This is a genomic window from Nostoc sp. ChiQUE01b (assembly GCF_034531255.1).
Lineage (GTDB): Bacteria > Cyanobacteriota > Cyanobacteriia > Cyanobacteriales > Nostocaceae > Nostoc.
On sequence record NZ_JAVRBM010000003.1, the window covers coordinates 154,083 to 172,992 of the forward strand.

19 protein-coding genes are annotated in these 18,910 nt (G+C 42.0%); 8 read left to right on the forward strand and 11 right to left on the reverse strand.

All coding sequences use genetic code 11. The features are described 5' to 3' along the window. Positions 1–270 precede the first annotated feature (270 nt). The 7 genes from RMY63_RS03580 to RMY63_RS03610 form a co-directional block, all read right to left on the reverse strand. The gene (locus RMY63_RS03580; protein ID WP_322727381.1) at positions 271–873 is read right to left on the reverse strand and encodes a DJ-1/PfpI family protein; all 603 of its coding nucleotides are present in this window, start codon (positions 871–873) and stop codon (positions 271–273) included. Positions 874–1,497: 624 nt separating this feature from the next. Beyond that, a complete protein-coding gene (locus tag RMY63_RS03585) occupies positions 1,498–1,950 on the reverse strand; it encodes a nitrate reductase associated protein (RefSeq protein ID WP_322727382.1) in 453 nt (150 codons plus the stop codon). A gap of 81 nt (positions 1,951–2,031) precedes the next feature. Beyond that, positions 2,032–2,490, reverse strand: coding sequence for a phosphate-starvation-inducible PsiE family protein (locus RMY63_RS03590; RefSeq protein ID WP_322727383.1), 459 nt, complete (start codon positions 2,488–2,490; stop codon positions 2,032–2,034). 330 nt (positions 2,491–2,820) lie between these two features. Further along, positions 2,821–5,103 (reverse strand): nitrate reductase, encoded by a 2,283-nt coding sequence (locus tag RMY63_RS03595; RefSeq protein WP_322727384.1) that lies wholly within the window; start codon positions 5,101–5,103, stop codon positions 2,821–2,823. Between the two features lie 112 nt (positions 5,104–5,215). Beyond that, on the reverse strand, positions 5,216–6,679 hold the full coding sequence (locus tag RMY63_RS03600) for a NarK family nitrate/nitrite MFS transporter (protein WP_322727430.1): 1,464 nt from the start codon (positions 6,677–6,679) through the stop codon (positions 5,216–5,218). Further along, on the reverse strand, positions 6,583–7,047 hold the full coding sequence (locus RMY63_RS03605) for a hypothetical protein (RefSeq protein ID WP_322727385.1): 465 nt from the start codon (positions 7,045–7,047) through the stop codon (positions 6,583–6,585). The genes RMY63_RS03600 and RMY63_RS03605 overlap by 97 nt, the downstream gene beginning before the upstream one ends. After that, positions 7,048–8,718: a ferredoxin--nitrite reductase gene (locus RMY63_RS03610; RefSeq protein WP_322727386.1), complete on the reverse strand. Its 1,671-nt coding sequence runs from the start codon at positions 8,716–8,718 to the stop codon at positions 7,048–7,050. It lies immediately after the preceding gene. Between the two features lie 809 nt (positions 8,719–9,527). Here RMY63_RS03610 and RMY63_RS03615 point away from each other — a divergent pair. The 4 genes from RMY63_RS03615 (at position 9,528) to RMY63_RS03630 (ending at position 14,430) form a co-directional block, all read left to right on the forward strand. Beyond that, complete coding sequence (locus tag RMY63_RS03615; protein ID WP_322727387.1) at positions 9,528–9,941, forward strand: ubiquinol-cytochrome c reductase iron-sulfur subunit; 414 nt, start codon at positions 9,528–9,530, stop codon at positions 9,939–9,941. Between the two features lie 201 nt (positions 9,942–10,142). After that, a complete protein-coding gene (locus RMY63_RS03620; protein WP_322727388.1) occupies positions 10,143–11,240 on the forward strand; it encodes an aromatic ring-hydroxylating dioxygenase subunit alpha in 1,098 nt (365 codons plus the stop codon). A gap of 227 nt (positions 11,241–11,467) precedes the next feature. Further along, a complete protein-coding gene (locus RMY63_RS03625; protein WP_322727431.1) occupies positions 11,468–12,769 on the forward strand; it encodes a HEAT repeat domain-containing protein in 1,302 nt (433 codons plus the stop codon). A gap of 857 nt (positions 12,770–13,626) precedes the next feature. After that, entirely contained in the window at positions 13,627–14,430 is an 804-nt protein-coding gene (locus RMY63_RS03630; protein ID WP_322727389.1) for a WGxxGxxG-CTERM domain-containing protein, read from the forward strand. Between the two features lie 167 nt (positions 14,431–14,597). Here the strand turns inward: RMY63_RS03630 and RMY63_RS03635 are convergent, their stop codons facing one another. Continuing rightward, positions 14,598–14,750 (reverse strand): hypothetical protein, encoded by a 153-nt coding sequence (locus RMY63_RS03635; protein ID WP_322727390.1) that lies wholly within the window; start codon positions 14,748–14,750, stop codon positions 14,598–14,600. A 257-nt stretch (positions 14,751–15,007) separates the two neighbouring features. Between RMY63_RS03635 and RMY63_RS03640 the strand changes: the two genes are divergently transcribed. Together RMY63_RS03640 and RMY63_RS03645 are read left to right on the forward strand one after the other, a co-directional pair. Next, entirely contained in the window at positions 15,008–15,955 is a 948-nt protein-coding gene (locus RMY63_RS03640; RefSeq protein ID WP_322727391.1) for a LysR family transcriptional regulator, read from the forward strand. Between the two features lie 232 nt (positions 15,956–16,187). Further along, positions 16,188–16,364, forward strand: a complete 177-nt coding sequence (locus tag RMY63_RS03645) for a hypothetical protein (protein ID WP_322727392.1) — start codon at positions 16,188–16,190, stop codon at positions 16,362–16,364. Positions 16,365–16,436: 72 nt separating this feature from the next. Here the strand turns inward: RMY63_RS03645 and RMY63_RS03650 are convergent, their stop codons facing one another. Together RMY63_RS03650 and RMY63_RS03655 are read right to left on the reverse strand one after the other, a co-directional pair. Further along, positions 16,437–16,616: a DUF6887 family protein gene (locus RMY63_RS03650; RefSeq protein WP_322727393.1), complete on the reverse strand. Its 180-nt coding sequence runs from the start codon at positions 16,614–16,616 to the stop codon at positions 16,437–16,439. A gap of 10 nt (positions 16,617–16,626) precedes the next feature. Further along, complete coding sequence (locus tag RMY63_RS03655) at positions 16,627–16,818, reverse strand: DUF6888 family protein (RefSeq protein WP_322727394.1); 192 nt, start codon at positions 16,816–16,818, stop codon at positions 16,627–16,629. A 185-nt stretch (positions 16,819–17,003) separates the two neighbouring features. Between RMY63_RS03655 and RMY63_RS03660 the strand changes: the two genes are divergently transcribed. Together RMY63_RS03660 and RMY63_RS03665 are read left to right on the forward strand one after the other, a co-directional pair. Next, on the forward strand, positions 17,004–17,420 hold the full coding sequence (locus RMY63_RS03660; protein ID WP_322727395.1) for a XisH family protein: 417 nt from the start codon (positions 17,004–17,006) through the stop codon (positions 17,418–17,420). Further along, on the forward strand, positions 17,408–17,743 hold the full coding sequence (locus RMY63_RS03665) for a XisI protein (RefSeq protein WP_322727396.1): 336 nt from the start codon (positions 17,408–17,410) through the stop codon (positions 17,741–17,743). The genes RMY63_RS03660 and RMY63_RS03665 overlap by 13 nt, the downstream gene beginning before the upstream one ends. Before the next feature lie 67 nt (positions 17,744–17,810). Here RMY63_RS03665 and RMY63_RS03670 read toward each other — a convergent pair. Then, the coding region (locus RMY63_RS03670) for a DUF4157 domain-containing protein (protein WP_322727397.1) at positions 17,811–18,910 on the reverse strand (1,100 nt) is incomplete at its 5' end.

Genomic DNA, 18,910 nt, shown 5'->3' on the forward strand with positions numbered 1-18,910 from the left:
ATTCCATTTGCTGAGAGTTTGTCCTCAAACTGGCTTGTTACGAGGATAAATCAGATTGTCTCAATGCTGTACTTTTGACATCGTAGCTGCAAATTAAACTCACTGCAATTTATTAAAAAATAGTATTTTTTACTGCATTTAGTTCCATTTCAAAAATATATAATTTTCAGTCGTCTGTTGTTAATTGTTTTTGCCAAAGCTCTTTTGGTGTTGGAAGTAGGGGAAGAAACTGTTATGAAGATTGAAGCAAAAGATTTCCGGTATCTTGTCTCAAACAACTGTAGTCAGTTCTGGGTGTTCAATCTTAGTTCCAAGTACTGTGAGGAATTCTGCTAGCCAATGCGGGTGAGCAGGCCAAGCTGGTGCTGTCACCAAGTTACCATCAACTATTGCCCGATCGACAGAGATATCAACATAGATCCCTCCAGCACTCCTGATATCTGGGCTACAAGCAGGGTAGCCAGTACATCTCTTACCTTGCAGTACATCAGCAGCTGCCAATATCTGCAAGCCGTGGCAGATGGCAGCAATCGGTTTATTCGCTTGGGCAAAGTGACGGGTGATTTCTAATACTTGCTGATTCAGGCGGATGTATTCTGGTGCTCGTCCTCCGGGAATGACTATGGCATCGTAGGTTGCGGCTTCTACTTCTGCAAAGGTAGCATTTAAAGTAAAATTGTGTCCGGGTTTTTCGCTGTAAGTTTGGTCTCCTTCAAAGTCATGAACTGCTGTCCGCACCTTATCGCCAGCTTTTTTGTCGGGGCAAACTGCATGGACAGTGTGGCCTACCATTTGCAACGCCTGAAAAGGAACCATTACTTCATAGTCTTCTACATAGTCTCCAACAAGCATCAAAAGTTTCTTTGCAGCCATATTTTTTTACCCTCATCTTTTGTCAATAGTTGTTTATAGTGCTTGCCAGGTGCGTAACGTGAAGTAAATATTGAAATCACTCTGGCAATTCATGGAGAGGAGAGATAAACCTCTGTTTTATGCAGATGAGGTACAGCTTAACCCCACTTTTATTGGAAAACGCTATATAAAGTAAATATTAGTTTAGAGTCAGCTATTTTAGGCGTTAGCATCCCCATGAATTTTTGATACATTACAACACATTTAGTTTTGTAATGTCATTAGACCGAAAAGTTTTCCAGAAGCCTCATCAGTCCTTCATTTGCACTTAGGAGTACAAAGAGCTAAAATTAGCTTTTAATCTGCCTTTCAAAAACTTTTGTTGTGGGTGAACGAATAGAGCGATGTCTACGACAAGCCCCTAAGAGCGTCTACGCAAAACTGTCATAGGACATTAATAGACGATGAAACCTAGACACAAAGAGACTTTTCACCCAGTCCCCATTACCCCTTATCCCCAGAGGGGACCCCACCATCCCCAGTCCCCAGTCCCTTGCTATAACAGTAGACCAAAAAGGTTTGCGATGCCTGCGGCGGGCGTAGCCATCGCTCTGTAAATTTTTTCTTTTAAAGACTATTGTCTAATTAAAACAGATGAAATTCTGCGATCGCTCTAGGAAAATTTTTGTTTTCATGTCCTGGGTGGCTGAGTTTAATCAAGGCAAAACGCTGTAAGGGTGTTAAACCTGCCCAATTTTGCTGTGTTAGAGTTACACCTATTTCCTGAGCTTTTTCCTGAAGGCTAGCTGGTACAGTGGCAGAGTCTAGCCATGCAGGATGAGGCTCAATGGGCAATTTTGTAGCTGGTATACCTGTGCGTTGTATGATTAATTGCTCGATATACTCGCGGTAAGACTGAATTTCCGTTTCTGTAGTGCAAGGTAATTCCACTAAAGCTTGACGCTCATCTGTCGTCATTTGATTCCAATCAGACAATTTTAGCTTGATGCCACAGGTATCTAATTTACAACGCACCTGCATGGGGATGCAGCGCAGGGAATCAACAAAGTCTGCTTCAAATTGAAAGAAATCTGTCATAAGAAAGTATTTAAAATTAGCTCATTATGCTGTCGCTTTCTGCCTAGTTGTTGAGCGTAGTCGAAACACTGCCCCCTTGAATTAACTTGCATTTTTGGAATTACTGAGACGAATTATCAAATAACTAATTGATAAGGCAAGAATAGCTATACCTAGACCAATTATATCAATACCTCCAATTTTTTCTAAATCAAGAATAATAATTTTTCTGGCAACAGCAATTAAAGAAGTAACAATAACTAATTCAACTTGAAAAACATGCCTTCGTAAATATGCTGTAATATTTTCTAAAATTTCTAAAGCGATTAAAATATTCAAAAATAGCCCAAATATTTTATATAATGTTGTGTTAAACTTGGCGTAAGGGGTTGTAAATAACTCTTTGACAATAAATATTCCCAAATCTCCGATCGCTACCAAAATTACGATCACCATAAAAATAGATAGAACTTTAGAAACTAGCACCTCTATGTTTTCAACGATGTGCATGAAGTTCTCATCTTTGGTAGCCCCTAGAATTTCCCTCAGTAACTTTTTCATTCGCTGCACCCAATTTTTAAATAAAAGAAAATCCCATAGATAAATCTAAAGGATTAAGAATAATTCGTAATTCGTAATTAAGTTTTGCAACTCTTTGACCTTGCCAAAAAACTTGCTGATGACCGAATAATTACTAATTCGTAATTAATGGACAGAGTATAACTCTAGTAAAACCTATAATTACTAGAATTTCACTTCTCTAAATATACTAATTGGTAACAGTCAAAATTAGAGAGTTAGAAAAAATGATAATAACTATTGACTATTGATTATTGACGAAATTACCTATTGCTGGTTATAAATTACTACTTTTGATCTCCACTTTGCAGCTTACCATTGTGAAGACTGGAGTTGATAATCTTTGATGGGAACCTCCACCGAAATTGGTATTAATTGCACAGCACAGGCTTTTAATTCTGGTTGCAGCGAATCGGGGCAAGATTCTGGATGGGTGAGGGCGTTGGCTTCGGCATTATCTGCCCACAGCGAACCCCAGTGCATAGGGACAAAAACTGTACCAGGCGCGATCGCTTTTGTCACTTTAGCAGGAAACTTTGCTTTACCCCGACGCGATCGCACTTCCACATACATACTATCGACAATACCTAACCGAGCAGCATCACGGGGATGAATTTCGATAAACGGTTCGGGATGCATTTTAGAAATTTTTTCAATTCGACCGGTGCGTGTCTGCGTATGCCAGTGTCCGTAAAGTCGTCCATTAGTTAGCACAAACGGATAATTTGGATCTGGTGGTTCTGCCAATCCCTTGGAGTAATATGCCCCAAATCGAGCGCGTCCGTCAGGGGTGTGGAAGTGGAGATTGGTGTAGAGGCGTTTGGAGTTAGGAGTTTGGAGTGAGGAGTTTGGAGTTTGGAGTGAGGAGTTTGGAGTGAGGAGTGAGGAGTTTGGAGTTGAAGATTCTAATTCATAACTCCTAACTCTTAACTCATCACTTTTTTCAGGATGAGGCCATTGAGTCGGGCCTTCTGCTTGCAATTGCGCATGACTGATACCTGTCATATCGCAGGGGCGATTTTTAGTTAATTTGACAAACTCAGCGTAAACTTCGGCGGAGTTAGCAAAGGCAAATTCTTTCTCAAAACCTAATCTACGTCCAACTTCGGCAAAAATTTCCCAATCGGCTTTCGCTTCTCTTGGCGGTTGGCGAAATGCTGAACACAGAGTTACCATCCGTTCGGAATTTGTCATCACGCCAGTTTTTTCACCCCACTGGGCTGCTGGTAGTAAAATGTGAGCGTAGGTAGAGGTTTCTGTGGGATAATATGCGTCTTGGTAAATAGTGAAAGGCGATCGCAACAATGCTTTTTTAGTCCGCTCTAAATCTGGCATACTCACAGCTGGGTTGGTAGCCGCAATCCATAGTAACTCTACAGCGCCATTTTCTAAGCCAGTAATCATGTCCCAAGCACTTAAACCGGGATTGGGCGAAATTTGTCCTGGCTTGAGTCCCCAAAACTCTTCAACTTCTGCACGGTGCTGAGGATTTTTCACCGTCCGATAACCTGGTAATAAATGCGCCAAACCTCCGGCTTCCCGACCTCCCATCGCGTTCGGCTGACCAGTCAGGGAAAAAGGGCCAGTTCCAGGTTTGCCAATCTGTCCAGTCATCAGGTGCAGGTTAATGATCGTTCTTACCTTAGCCGTCCCTTCTGAGGATTGATTCACACCCATTGACCACAAAGACAGTACTCGCTGTGATTGACCCCATAAGCGGGCTGCTGTTTCTAAATCTTCAATACTGATCCCACATTGACGAGCCACCACTTCTGGCGGATAGTGGCGAATCACCTCAGCATAAGCCGGAAAGTTGCTGGTGCAGTCGTCCATGAACATCGTATCAATGTAGTTCCAGCGCATCAACAAGTGAGCGATGCCGTTCAATAAGTCGATATCTGTACCGGGACGAATCGCTAAATGCAAATCAGCGGCTTCTGCAGTTGGTGTACAACGGGGATCAACCACAATCATTTTGACTTTGCGGTTCTTTTTGTGATACTTCTCCAGTCGATTGAAAACGATGGGGTGACATTCGGCTGTATTAGTACCAATTAGAAATGCACAGTCGGTTAACTCCAAGTCATCGTAACAGCATGGCGGCCCATCGGAACCAAAGCTTTGAATGTATCCAGCCACCGCACTAGACATACATAAGCGAGAGTTGGCATCAAAATTATTAGTACCCAGACAGCCTTTCATGAGTTTCTGGGCTATATAATAATCCTCGGTTTGAAACTGACCGGAACCATACATACATAAGGCTTCTGTCCCTTGGGTGAAGCGGATAGTTTGAATGCGCTGCGTGATGATATTAAAAGCTTCATCCCAACTAACGCGCCGAAACTCTTGATCTAAGGAGTCTCGCACCATTGGGTAATGTAATCTATTTTTATCTAAAGATTCTGCGATCGTTGCACCTTTGACGCAAACCATACCCTGGCTGGATGGATGGGCTTTGTCACCCCGCACCCGCCAAGTTGGATTTCCTTGGCTATCTCGATTAGTTGCTTTGCCAAGTTGGGCTGGAGGTGAAACTTCTAAACCACAGCCAACACCACAGTAGGGACAGAGAGTTTTGGTAAATTCACTCATGGCAGTTGTACCATTTTGTTATTTTGATTTTGCAACCTCAGATGTAGCGACGAGGCTCAGATCCCCGACTTCTTCAAGAAATCGGGGATCTTTTTGTTTACTCTTCAGTTGATTATTCTTCAGTTAAGAAGATAGGGTTTTTCCTTGCGGTTTCTGGTAATTCACCTTCAAATGCAGTGGCAAAGGAACTTTTTGGTTCTTTGAGGAAAAAGGCACACATAAAAGCGCAGACTAGTGCAGCTAAACCCATTGTGGAAAATAGTGTTGGAGCATCAGTTAAGCTGAAAATTGTCAGGTAAACTACGCCGCCAAAATTACCGTAAGCTCCCACATTACCGGCAATTTGTCCAGTGGCTTCTTTCTTAATTAGGGGGACGATGCTATAGGTTGCACCGCAGCCAGCTTGGGCAAAGTAAGCGGCAAACATTGTAACTGCGATCGCTAGCGGAATGGGCCAGCTACTACTAATAAAATGTGCCATCAAATAGCTAACACCAATGCCAGCACTGATAATTGTCATTGTCCACTTACGGGAGTTAAATTTATCAGAAATTAAACCACCACTAGGACGAGAAATCAAATTTAAGAATGGATAGGTAGCAGCAATCATTCCAGCGACAACATGTTCTAAAGCAAAAGTTTTTTCAAAGAATGCCGGGAGCATGGAAACAACTGCCAATTCGCTGCCAAAGTTAGTTATATAAGTGAATTCGAGTAAGGCTACTTGACCAAATTGAAAGCGTTCAGATGGAGCGTAGGTTTTTCTACCAATTAGAAGTTCTCGATTTATCTGCCAAGCTTTGTAACTTTGGTAAGCAAATAATCCTGCTAATAGTAACCAAGTCAGATACATTTGGCTCAAAGTTAAAAAGTGAATGTTCTTTTGTTCCAAACGCCAAGCTAATAAACCCAAGGCAAAAATTAAACCAAAATTTGAGAGAATCATCGCCCAAAAACTTTTGACGCTGGTTACTTCTAAAGCTCCATTTTTCTTTGGTTTCTTATAGACTTTACCTGTGGGCGTATCTTGGACACTGTTGTAATAAATTACGCCGTAGATAGCTGCAATAATCCCTGTAAATGCGATCGCAAACCGCCAGTTAGAAGCACCACCAGCGAAAAAGCTTGTAGAAACTGCAATTATCGGCAAGGCAAATTCTGCACCAAAAGCCCCAAAGTTACCCCAACCGCCATAAATACCTTGGGCAATTCCCATCTCCTTCGGCTGAAACCATTCGGCTACCATGCGGATACCCACAACAAACCCAGATCCGACAATTCCCATCAGCAAACGACTGATGACTAGTTGATTAAAATCTTGCGCAAGCGCCGTTGCCAAACAGGGAATAACCGCAAACATCAGCAGGATTGAGTAGGTGATTCTGGGGCCAAAACGATCCAGAAGCATCCCAATAATTAGTCGTGCAGGAATTGTGAGGGCAAGGTTACAAATGCCTAAAGTTTTGATTTGTTCTGGTGCTAGATGTAGTTCTCTGCCAATGGTTGTAGCGAAGGGGGCAAAGTTAAACCAACAAACAAAGGTGAGAAAGAAAGCAAACCAAGTCTGATGTAATATCCGGTAGCGATCGCTAAATGAAAATAAGTTTTTAAGCATTCTAATCTTTCTAATTGAATAAAATACAGAGAAGATGAGCCTTTGAACTCGGAAGTTGCACCTTTTAACTCGAAGGTTGAGCCTTTTATCTCGGAAGTTGCACCTTTTATCTCGGAAGTTGAGCCTTTGAGCTCGGAAGTTGCACCTTTGAGCTCGGAAGTTGCACCTTTGAGCTCGGAAGTTGCACCTTTTATCTCGGAAGTTGAGCCTTTTAACTCGGAAGTTGCACCTTTGAGCTTGGAAGTTGCACCTTTTATCCCGGAAGTTGAGCCTTTAAGGTTGAAGTATGAGTTTTGCCCAATGCCCAATGTCCCATGCCCAATGCCCAATCAGTTACTAACTACTAAGGTTTCGTGCTTGAGTTTTGCCCCAAAGTTTTTGATGAGTAAGTCTTGTAATATTGGCTGCAAGTCTTCGCATGGTATGCCTTTGGTGACGCAAGTTCCCAAATGAGCGTCTTTGCCAACTTTGCCACCCATATATATGTCAACGCCTTCCAAGGTTTTGCCATTTTTGCGAGTTTTAGTTCCCATCAAGCCGATGTCTGCAACTTGGGGTTGTCCGCAGGAGTTGGGGCAACCTGTCCAGTGAATTCGCACTGGATTGGTGAAGGTTAACTCTTCTTCTAGGGCTTTAATCATCGCCAGGGCGCGGTTTTTGGTTTCGATGAGGGCAAAGTTGCAAAATTGTGCGCCTGTGCAAGATACTAGCGATCGCGTCAGCAAAGCTGGAGCAATAGAAAATCTTTCCAGCAAAGACTCTGTTAAAAATGTTGCTAGACGCGAGTCAGCTATATTCGGGATAACAATGTTTTGCTCAACTGTAAAACGAATTTCACCAGTGCCGTAAACTTCTGCTAGACGGGCAATTTCAAACATATCTTCGGCATACAACCGACCGACAGGAATGTGTAAACCTGCGTAATTTAATCCTGCTTGTTTTTGTTTATATACCCCGATGTGGTCGCGTTTTTCCCAGTCGATTTCGTCTTTTGCTGCTGCGGATATTAATGATTTACCCAAACGGCTTTCTACTTCTGCTCGAAACTTTTCTAAACCCCATTCATCGATTAGCCACATCAAGCGCGATTTTTGCCGATTAGCACGCGGGCCATGGTCTCGAAATACTTCCAAAACCGCTCTACATACAGCTACCACATCTTCTGGAGCCACCCAAGCATTCAAAGGAATCGCCGCCTCACAGCGTTTAGCTGAGAAAAAGCCACCCACAAGGATATTGAAGCCAAAGACTGGAGATGAGGGAGATGAGGGAGATGATATTTGTTTACTTGCTTCCCCTGCTCCCCCTGCTCCCCCTGCTCCCCCTGCTCCCTCATCTCCCCCACTCCCCACTCCCCATTCCCCACTCCCTTCCTTAAATGCTGGCACAAAAGCCAAATCGTTAATTTCAGCATGAACTGAATTGTCTCTTCCACCTGCGATCGCAATATTAAACTTCCGTGGTAAGTTGCTAAATTCTGGGTTTCCTTCCCCTTTATTGGTGAGCATATCTTGAATTTGCTGTACCAACTCTCGCGTATCGTACAACTCATCTGCATCTAACCCCGCCACAGGATCGCCTGTAATGTTGCGGACGTTATCCATCCCTGACTGGACGCTGGTTAAACCAACTGCGTGAAATCTATTAAAGATATCTGGTAAATCTTCAATCCTAATCCCCCGTAATTGAATATTCTGTCTCGTAGTAATATCAGCGCAACCATCATCACCGTAACGCTGCACTACTTGGGCCAAAACACGCATCTGGCTGCTTGTGAGAATACCATTAGGCATCCGCAACCGCATCATAAACTTGCCTGGGGTAACTGGGCGAAAAAACACGCCTACCCATTTGAGTCGATGATCGCGATCTGTTTCGTTCATCGCCTCCCAACCCAAGGCGGCAAATTTCTCTATCTCACTCTTGATGGCGAGTCCATCTTTTTCTGCTTTTAATTTCTCGAACTTATTAAGACTAGTGGTAGTTGCTGTGTCTGTCATAAAGCTGAATCTCGTTGCAAATTACTGATATGATCGGGAACTGTGGTCGTAATTTCCCAATACCAATCAATCCGTAGTTACATCAGATGCTGTATCTACGAGGGTTAGGGAATAAAAACTTAATCTTTAACTACGGCTGATTATTTTTACTCAAGAACATTCCAACGCGAAACTTCAAATCCGTGGTTAGTTAAGGAAAACTTGTCGCCATTTACATCTTGGGAATTTGTCAAGCAGGTTTAGATAATGTTCATGTAACAATTTCGATACTCATAACTTTAAGGCGAGATTTTTGTTAAAATCGTATAAAATGTTACGTTTTTTGGGAAACTTTGCCAAAAAAGCATGAATATTATGCATTTTTTACATTAAAGTCATCAATGAACGATGTAGAACCCTTAATCAACGGTATTTTAGATGACTGAAGTAATTTTGGATCGCCATAGATTAGATATCTTGCAAAACTTCCTAACACCCCACCCCTTAATCCCCTGCCCTCACTAAGGAGTGACAAAGCATAGCTTTGGCGAGGTGGGGTTCTTATTTGTGATTTATGCAAAAGGTCTATTAATCTAAAATCTAAAATTGAGCAGCAGATGTTAAACCGCGTCCACCTTGAAAACTGTAGTTCTTTCTGTATGAAAAGAAAAAACCCTCATCCCCCAGCCCCTTCTCCCAATATTGGGAGAAGAGGAGCCGGAAAGAAGTCCTTCTCCCTACTTGGGAGAGGGATTTAGGGTGAGGGCAAAAACTACGGTTCTCAACGTAGATGAGGTTTAGCTAAAATATTAGACATTATTTCAGCAGCTATGAAACGTCGTGATTTTATTAATTGGGTAGGTTTGGGTTGGATTGCAACTTCTCTACCTGTAGCGATCGCAGCTTGTTCTTCTCAAACAACTTCAGCATCTAAAGATTGGCAAACAGTAGGTACATCGGCAGAATTAGATAAAACAGGTCAATTGCTGGCAAAAAACTCACCTGCTGGGCCTGTGCTGGTAATCGGCACATCTAAAGCCGGAAATCTAACTGCTGTTGATCCTACGTGTACTCATGCAGGTTGCACTGTAGAATGGAAAGCTGATGCTAAAAAATTCGCTTGTCCCTGTCATGGTTCAGAATATGCAGCCGATGGGAAAGTGCAAAAAGGCCCAGCAACAGAAGCACTCAAAACTTACGCCGCCAAGATTGAGGGTAATTCGGTTGTAGTCAAGCCAACCTAGTGGAGGCAGAAGATTGATAATTCAAGCAGGGTATTGTGAGTAATATTAACCAGCTTTTGGTGCAAGCTTAGGCAGCATGTGATCCAGCTGATTGGTCATCGCTAATTCAATATAAATTGTTATCTTCATATCTTCATAATTATTTATATGAAGAGGTTAATAAGGTGTTGACAAACATCTACACGAGTTTTATTGTAAACATTGTACTTCCGCCTCCGGGCGATCGCTCAGGTTAGTAAAGCGTTTGTCCACAATATACCTCTGCCACACCCCTTGATTTTCAAAACATCCTTTAAGGTGTATATTATGGGACAAAACCAAGCTTTGTTGAATGATTGGCATATTGTTGCAGATGCAAGAGAATTACAACCTTTGACGGTTTTACCAAAGCGACTGCTCTCTGAAGACATAGTTTTATGGCACAACGGCTCTACAATATTTGCTTGGCAAGATTTTTGTCCCCATCGAGGCGCGCGTCTTTCTTTAGGAAGGATTGAAAAGGGTAATCTTGCTTGTGCCTATCACGGTCTACAGTTTAATACCGAAGGTAAATGCGTATTACTGCCCGCGACTCCTGACCAGCCGCCTCCAAATAGAGGGTTTATCAAAACTTACCATGTGCAAGAGAAGTACGGAATTATTTGGGTGTGTATGGGTACACCAAAACGGGACATTCCACACTTTCCACAGTGGGAAGATTCAGCTTCTCGTAAGATTCTATCTGGTCCTTATCGAATCCAAGCAAGTCCTTTTCGTGTACTAGAAAATTTTATAGACCCTGCACATTTTCCCTTTGCTCATCATGGTACATTTGCGACATCAAATCATCCAGAAATAATTTTTGATGAATTGAAAGCAAGTAGTAGTGGGATTTGTTTGGATTTTAAGTTCTGGTTCAAAGATTTCTTAGTCGAAAACAATGAAGATGTTGTTGTAACTTTACTTCCTTGCCGATATGAAATTTTTCATCCTTTGGTTGTATATTTTCAAAATGGTATTGGGACAAATGATTACCTCAGTATTTACTGTGCTATAACACCAATCGATGAGAATGAAAGTCAGCTATGGTTGCTTTTTGGAGTAATGTTTGGTGAAGATGTTACTGATGCGAGTTTTCTAGAATTTCAAGCCGCAATTTCCAAGCAAGATACTCGAATAATTGAATCACAACGTCCTCAACATTTCTCTCTAGATTCACAAAAAGAAATACATCTGCCAAGCGATAGACTATCCCTCGCTTACCGAAAATGGCTTTTTGAACAAGGGATTCTAAATTCAAAGGTACAATACCGGACTTGATATTTCCGCAACAGTGTTTTGCCCATCTTCTAAGTTTGAAATATGTAAGGTAATCCTGTGAGGATATTGTTCCTACAGTTTTGGCATCAGAATGTTTATATCAGTTGTAGTCAAGCCAGCTTAGACAATTCAAAATTTAAAAATTCTCGTGTACTAAGCTTTCGACCTGCTGTCAGATGATAGATTAATCTCTGCTCATGAGTACTAGATAATTCAAAATTTAGGGTATTGTGAATAATATCAACCAGCTTTTAGTGCAAGCACAGGCAGCATATTATGCAGCTGATTGGTCATCGCTAATTCAAGATTTGCAACAGTTAATTTTAGGGGCAAACTCTGGACATCCAGAGATAGTTAAAAATCGAGAATATCTCCTGAAATTAGCACTTTCAATTTTAGAGATGGGGGATTTTCAACAACGTTGGGAAATTACCAAGGTGTTGACTCATCTGGGAAATATTGCTATCCCACCGCTCATTGAAATATTAGAAGATGAAGATGCAGAAGAAGAATTGCGCTGGTATGCAGCAAAGACTTTGGGCGAACTTCAACACCCAGAAGCGATCGCGTCAATAGTTGAATTGTTGAAAACTGATGAAGATGAAGAACTCAAAGCGATCGCAGCTACAGCACTGGGACAAATGGGTACTGTTGCTATTGCTTCACTAACTGAACTTCTATTAGATGAAAATACACGATTGTTAGCAGTGCGATCGCTTTGTTGTATTCGGCAACCAGAAACCATCACGCCTCTGTTAAGTGTAGTGCAAGATCCACAAGCAGCAATCCGCGCCGCCGCAATTGAAGCCATCAGCAGTTTTCATGATCAACGTGTACCGCCAGTATTGTTAAAAGCTTTGGATGATACAGCCGCCACAGTCAGGCGTGCAGCAGTGCTTGGTTTAGGTTTTCGCCCCGACTTAGACCAAGCATTAGATTTAATAACGAGACTGCAACCCAAACTTTACGACTTTAACCTTGATGTTTGTTGTGCAGCCGCAGTTACCCTTTCTCGGATGGGTAGTGATAACGCTGCCAAATACTTATTTGATTTGCTGATTTCACCCCAGACACCGATAACGCTGCAATTAGAAACCATCCGCGCTTTAAGTTGGGTAGGAACGTTATCAAGTTTGGAATATTTGCAAACAGCACTGAATCAAAGCACTTCCGAGACAGTATGGGAAGAAATTATCACAGTTTTGGGACGAGTGCAAAAACCGCAGTTAACTACACCAGCGACAGAAATATTACTGCAAATACTGCGATCCCAGCATCCAGCCACAGAAATTGCCAGCATCAAAAGTGCGATCGCTTTATCTTTAGGACAGTTAGGCGAAATGCAGGCAATTGAACCATTGATTTCGCTATTAGGCGATTCTAATGCATCGGTGAGACTACATGCGATCGCAGCACTAAAAAATTTGGATGGAGAAGCCACATATCAACATTTGCAGCAGTTAGTAAATAATGATGCAATCACACCAGATTTAAAACAAGGAATAGCGATCGCTTTAGCCGAATGGTAAATTTCAGTGTCAACTTTTAATCGCGTAGTGTCTCGTTGGCGCAGCCTCTCGTACAGAAGAGAGGACTAAAGTCCTTATTACAAACCTTTAATTATTTACGCCTTCCTATTCAGCTGACAACAAAAGTATTCCTTAAGTCTAAAGTAAGACACTCCTGGAGTATGAAGTTATAAGTTCTCAAGTGAAATAGTATTGTGAGGTATTCTTTATAGAGTCTCAACCGCTAGCAGCATCTGGCTGTTTAAAGTTTTTAGTTCTTTTATATCCAAATAACTAAAAACTAATGTCAATAAAGTAATTATATTTACTGAGATCACAATCCTGCTTAACTTAGCGATCGCTTGTGCTTCTTAGATAGATAAGTCGTTTTATCTAATTACAAATTTTAGAACGTTGAATTTTCTCACAATTATAGACTAACCTAACTTCAATGCCAAATTAATTCCTGCGATATAAGTGGTTTTACTCTTATGGTATAAGTCCGGCGAAAAGCTAACACTTATGATGCTATCTAACATTAACAAAATAATTCACAATAAGTAATTAAATAAAAAAATTAGGATAGATAGAAATAAATGTACTAATATTTATTTCGATTTTTAACAAGCAACTTTATTCGTGAGTTATTAATCCTGAAGTAGTAATTACTGATTATGAGTTATTTTGCTTAATGTGACGAATAGCGAGTTGTTGTGGTATTTTCAAATCATTTCAACTTTTTCATAAGAAGCTAAGTAAAACACTCTTCAATCTGCCTCGTGATAATTTACCTAATTTACCAGTGGATTGAAGAGACAATATTGCTTTTGTAAATCAATCAACCAGACAAATCTCGAAAATAAAAGGAACCATAAGTTATGAAGCCTTTCGATTTATCTAAAACCGTTTTAGCTACTGTATTTGCCATCAGTTTCGCTTCTGTATCCTTACCTCCTTCAGTTTCCGCCCAAAGTGGAGGCTCCGGCAGTGGAGGCTCCAGTGGTAGCACTGGAACTGGGACAACAGGCACTGGAACTGGGACAACAGGCACTGGAACTGGAACAACAGGCACTGGAACTGGGACAACAGGCACTGGAACTGGGACAACAGGCACTGGGACAACAGGCACTGGAACTGGAACAACAGGTACTGGAACTGGAACAACAGGCACTGGAACTGGGACAACAGGCACTGGAACTGGGACAACAGGCACTGGGACAACAGGCACTGGAACTGGAACAACAGGTACTGGCACAACAGGTACTGGAACTACAGGCACTGATAGCACGGGTACTGGAACTACAGGCACTGGAACAACTGGTACTGATAGCACAGGTACTGGCACAACAACAAGTCCTGGAGCTACAGGTGGTGGCACAACGGGCACTGGCACAACAGGTACTGGCATAACGGGCACTGATAGCACAGGTACTGGAACAACGGGTACTGATAGCACAGGTACTGGCACAACGGGCACCGATACCACAGGTACTGGCACTGATGCCACAGGTACTAACAGGAATACAGTGGTCACAACTTCTGAAAGAACTAGCGATCGCGGTTTCAATTGGGGTTGGCTAGGTTTGTTTGGTCTAGCCGGTTTAGCAGGACTACGTAATCGCGAAAAAGTCCGGGCTTATAGCGATCCTGATGAAGTAGCAGGTTCTCGCTCCAGAAAATAGTATTTACATTTACCACTCTAAGAGGGCACAGACGTAGTTTGTGCCCTCTATGTCTTTTGCAAATCTGACCAGAAAGAAAAAGGTACAGAGCCAATAAATTTATTTATGGGGTTTAAAATTTTTGACTTTTGACTTTTGACTTCCCCGTACCCCTGCGGGGAAGCAAGCTACGTGCAGCGTCCCGTAGGGAAGGGGCTGACGCGATCGCAGCTGTATCCGTAAGTTGTACAAAACCGACCTGACCAACGGTAACATTCAGGTAATTGAGAATCGTTTAAAGCTTCCAAAACTAAGGCTGAACTATCAGCTTCTGTAATCACACGAGAGCGCCTCAGAGCGATACCGTTAAAAATATTATCTAAAAATTTATATATTTCAGCAGAAAATAGTCAATTATTTTTTTGGCGAAATTTACCGAAAAAATCGTTGTAAAGCGCATCATTGACGACAAAGGCGGTAAAATCCGATTTACTTAAATGTAAATCAGAGAAAAAAAGCTGTAACAAACTCTACTAAATTGTGGATAAAAATCCGTTAACTTTATAAAACTGATAAATGTAATTCAGGCTACATAAAAATGCGCCTAGAGCAGTTGCAAGCCTTTCTAGCGATCGCCCAAACCGGCAGCTTTCAACAAGCAGCGCGAACATCTGGTGTTACCCAATCGACGATTAGTCGCCAAATTCAAGCATTAGAAGCAGATTTGGGGATAGAACTGTTTCACAGAAGCACTCATGCCAAACTGACGCTAGGAGGTGAACGTTTGTTACCCCGCGTCCGTAAAATTTGTCAAGAGTGGCAGACTGCTACAGAAGAATTAGCCGATTTAATCGCCGGAAAGCAACCAGAACTTTGCATTGCCGTGATTCACTCCCTATGTGGATCTTACTTACCACCAGTGTTGCAAAAATTTTGTCATGATTATCCAGATGTGCAATTGCGGGTGACTTCATTGGGAAGCGATCGCGCCCTGAAAGTCCTCAAAGATGGATTGGTAGATTTAGCAATTGTGATGAATAATCGCTTTTTAACCACCAGTAGAGAAATGGTGGTAGAAGTACTTTATGATGAACCTATAGAAGTTTTAATCGCAACCAATCATCCCCTGGCACAATATGAATGCGTCTCTTGGTCGGAGCTAATTCGTTATCCCCAAGTAGTTTTTAAAGATGGTTATGGGATGCAACGCTTAATCCAAGATAGATTTGAGCGGATGGAAGCTACACTCCAGTCGGCTTTGGAGGTAAATACCCTAGATGCCTTCCGGGGAGTCGTGCGCCAAGGAAAATTGATAGCTTTGCTACCTCAATCAGCATTATTGGAAGCTCGTCTTGACCCTACCCTGGCAATTCGCTCCTTAGCCAGTAATAATACTAGTGGTTTAGCAGATGGTTCCAGTTTAACTCGGCAAGTAGTTATGGTAACAACTCAAGACCGTCTGCAAATTCCCCCCATCAAACATTTTTGGCAACTCGTGCTAGAAAATATTCCACTGCAAATTGACCAGCAGCGATCGGCTTCTTAAGCATCATTATTAAGGAGGCAGGAGCCAGGAAAAAGCGATCGCACTCATAATACAATTCACCCAAAGTCTAAATTTTTAGGAACCCGATTCTATAGTATCAGGCGATCGCACTTCAAGACCGATCGTTAACGCACGCTACAATACCCCTCTTCTGTCACTTTCCGGCAGGGTGATCGCGCTTAAGCCTTATGAGGAAATCAATACAAGCTATACTATTAGAAAAAAATTGGTCTTGTATTTGTTATTAGAAAAGAATCGCGCGATGCCTGCGGCGGGCTACGCCTACGCTTGCTATACAAAAGCTCTAGAATTCAGAAATGGTAAATGTTTTCGGAGAGTGACAGAAGCGTCTCAGGAAGCGATGTCTGACGACAAGCCGCAAGCGTCTACGCATTCCCAATGGATGTAAAGAAACATTTCTGTTTCTTAGAAGAGGGATACAGCGTATTTCAGGTAAATGAAGTACACTGTATCTACAAAATTAGCGATCACCAACTCGTGTTTTGATCAGCTGCTCTAGTTGGTTGAGATCCTCTTCATTTAGTCCACCGATTTGTCGAATTACACCAGGCTCGTTGTGCAATCGTGCCATATATATCCGTAAAGCTTCTTCATCCTCTCGGTGGGTAAGTACATAAGTTCTGAGTTCTTTTCGACTCATCTGTTGAAAGTCAGGCTTCTGTGTCATCATCAAACTCCCAATTTCCGTTTCCTTTGATAGTGATACCGATTGTGTCGCCAGCCAGAATATAAATTTCCTTACGCTTTTCGTCGTAGCGGAATAGGTGGATATTGGTATAGAAGTTAGACAATGTTTGGCAGACTCGCACACAGACAAGCATTTGCTCGACAGTTGGTATCATCTAGGATCTACTTCCATCCGCAGTAATTGCTTCCCGAACTTGCCAGCATTATAATCCTATCGTATGTGCGATCGCACTTGACATTCAAGACAGTCGCTACAAAATGAGCGATCACACTTCGCTAATGCACCCTACAAGATCAGGCGATCGCACTAAAATGTTAAGTAAATCAGAAAACGTTAACAATGCCAGCTAAAGATAAATTTCATGCTGTGGTTAGAATTGCTTTGGAAAAGGAGCAGTGGAAGATAACCGATGATCCTCTGCGACTGGAAGTTGGCGGAACTAAGTTTGAAATAGATTTAGGTGCAGAGCAACTGTTAGCGGCAGAGCGAGGTGAAGAAAAAATTGCAGTTGAGATTAAAACGTTTCTGAGTGATTCACCACTAACAGATTATCATGCTGCGTTAGGACAGTTTTTGAATTATCGGCTTGCCTTAGAAATCAGCGATTCAAATCGCATTCTCTATTTGGCAGTGTTTATAGGTGTTTATGAAGCTTTTTTCAAGCGGGAATTTGCCCAAATATCTGTAGAGAGATATCAGATTAAACAAATTATTTATGACCCAATTCAAGAGGTAATTGTACAATGGATACCCTAGAGTCTAATCGCCATATTATTCAGTCGTTGTTGACGACTTATGCTGCTATCCCAATAGCGAATGGTCAGATTGATTGTTACACTGTTTTTGATACAAAACAAGACCATTACATGGTTATGAATGTGGGATGGGATGGTCATCGGCGAGTCTATGGTTGTGTTTTACATTTGGATATTAAACAGGGAAAAATTTCGATTGAGCAGAATATGACGGAAATGAGAGTGGCTCAAGAACTTGTAGAGCAAGGGGTTCCAAAAGATGACATTGTTCTAGGATTTCAATCTCCTGAAATGCGGGAATATACGGGTTATGGAGTTTTTTAACGACAACATCGCGATCGCACACACGTTTTCGCACTCTACAAGAGCAGCGATCGCACTACAATAGCTACTAATAAGCTCTGGGTTCTCTGTCTGATGGACAATATTTATTTGATGGCTTAATTTTCCGCCATTTTTGAGGCTCGTAGGAAGTCACTTTGTTGTAATTAGTGGCAAGCTTGCTAAAGTTTTTCAAAATAGTCTTATCCTCGCCTTGTTGCTGCATCAATTCATAAGTCTGATTCAATAAGGCATACTGATCCTGAGCAAGGAAATATTGACCATCAGTGTCAAGACCGTCGCTGCCAGGGTCCCAATCTCGAAGTTGGGGCGAGGGACCGATAAAAATATTGGCAGGACTCCACAAAAAGAAGGAACCAGTAATTTCTTCTTTTTCCGATTGATTTAGATCGGTATTACGTTTTTTTTCTGTTTTTGCTTCGTCAATTTTGTTTATAGCTGTAAGGACTTTCTCATAGTCTTTTTTCTCGTCTTTAGAGGTGTTTCGAATTTTGGTATTACTAAGAAAATCTTTTGCCGTCATTGCACCATGTTTAGAATAATCTTGTCCCCACCCACGAAGATCATCAAGTCTGGGAAGTAAGCGGATATTAACTAGCTGCTCAAGAGTGACCTTATCTTTATTAGGAATGAATTCTTTAGCAATGGCATTGTCTTTATACTTCTCTAAATTGCTATGTGGAATAACGTGATGAGCAGTCAGCGCTATTTCCGCAGCAGGTACAGGATTAGGGTTGTAATCCCGTTTTTGTAGCATAGTTTTTCCACCCTGCTGCACCACATGGGTCAACTCATGTGCCAACAACTCCTGTCCGCCCCTACTCCCAGGATTATATTCTCCTTGGCGAAAGAACACATCTTGTCCCGTCGTGAAAGCACGCGCCTGAATTGACCGATTCAACTGGTCAGATTGACCATCGGTGTGAACCTTCACCCCACTGAAATCTGCGCCAAATGCCTGTTCCATCGGTTCACGGATGTTGTCTGCGATCGCCTGTCCACCACCTCTTGCTTGGTTAATGGACGCTTCCAGGTCTGGCGCTGCATCCATCCCAGCCCCACCCTGACGCTGCACCATCGGCTTCATCTGTAATTCTTCCTCATCCTCTGGCACTTCTTGGCGTTGCAATGTGCTATTGTCCAGAGATT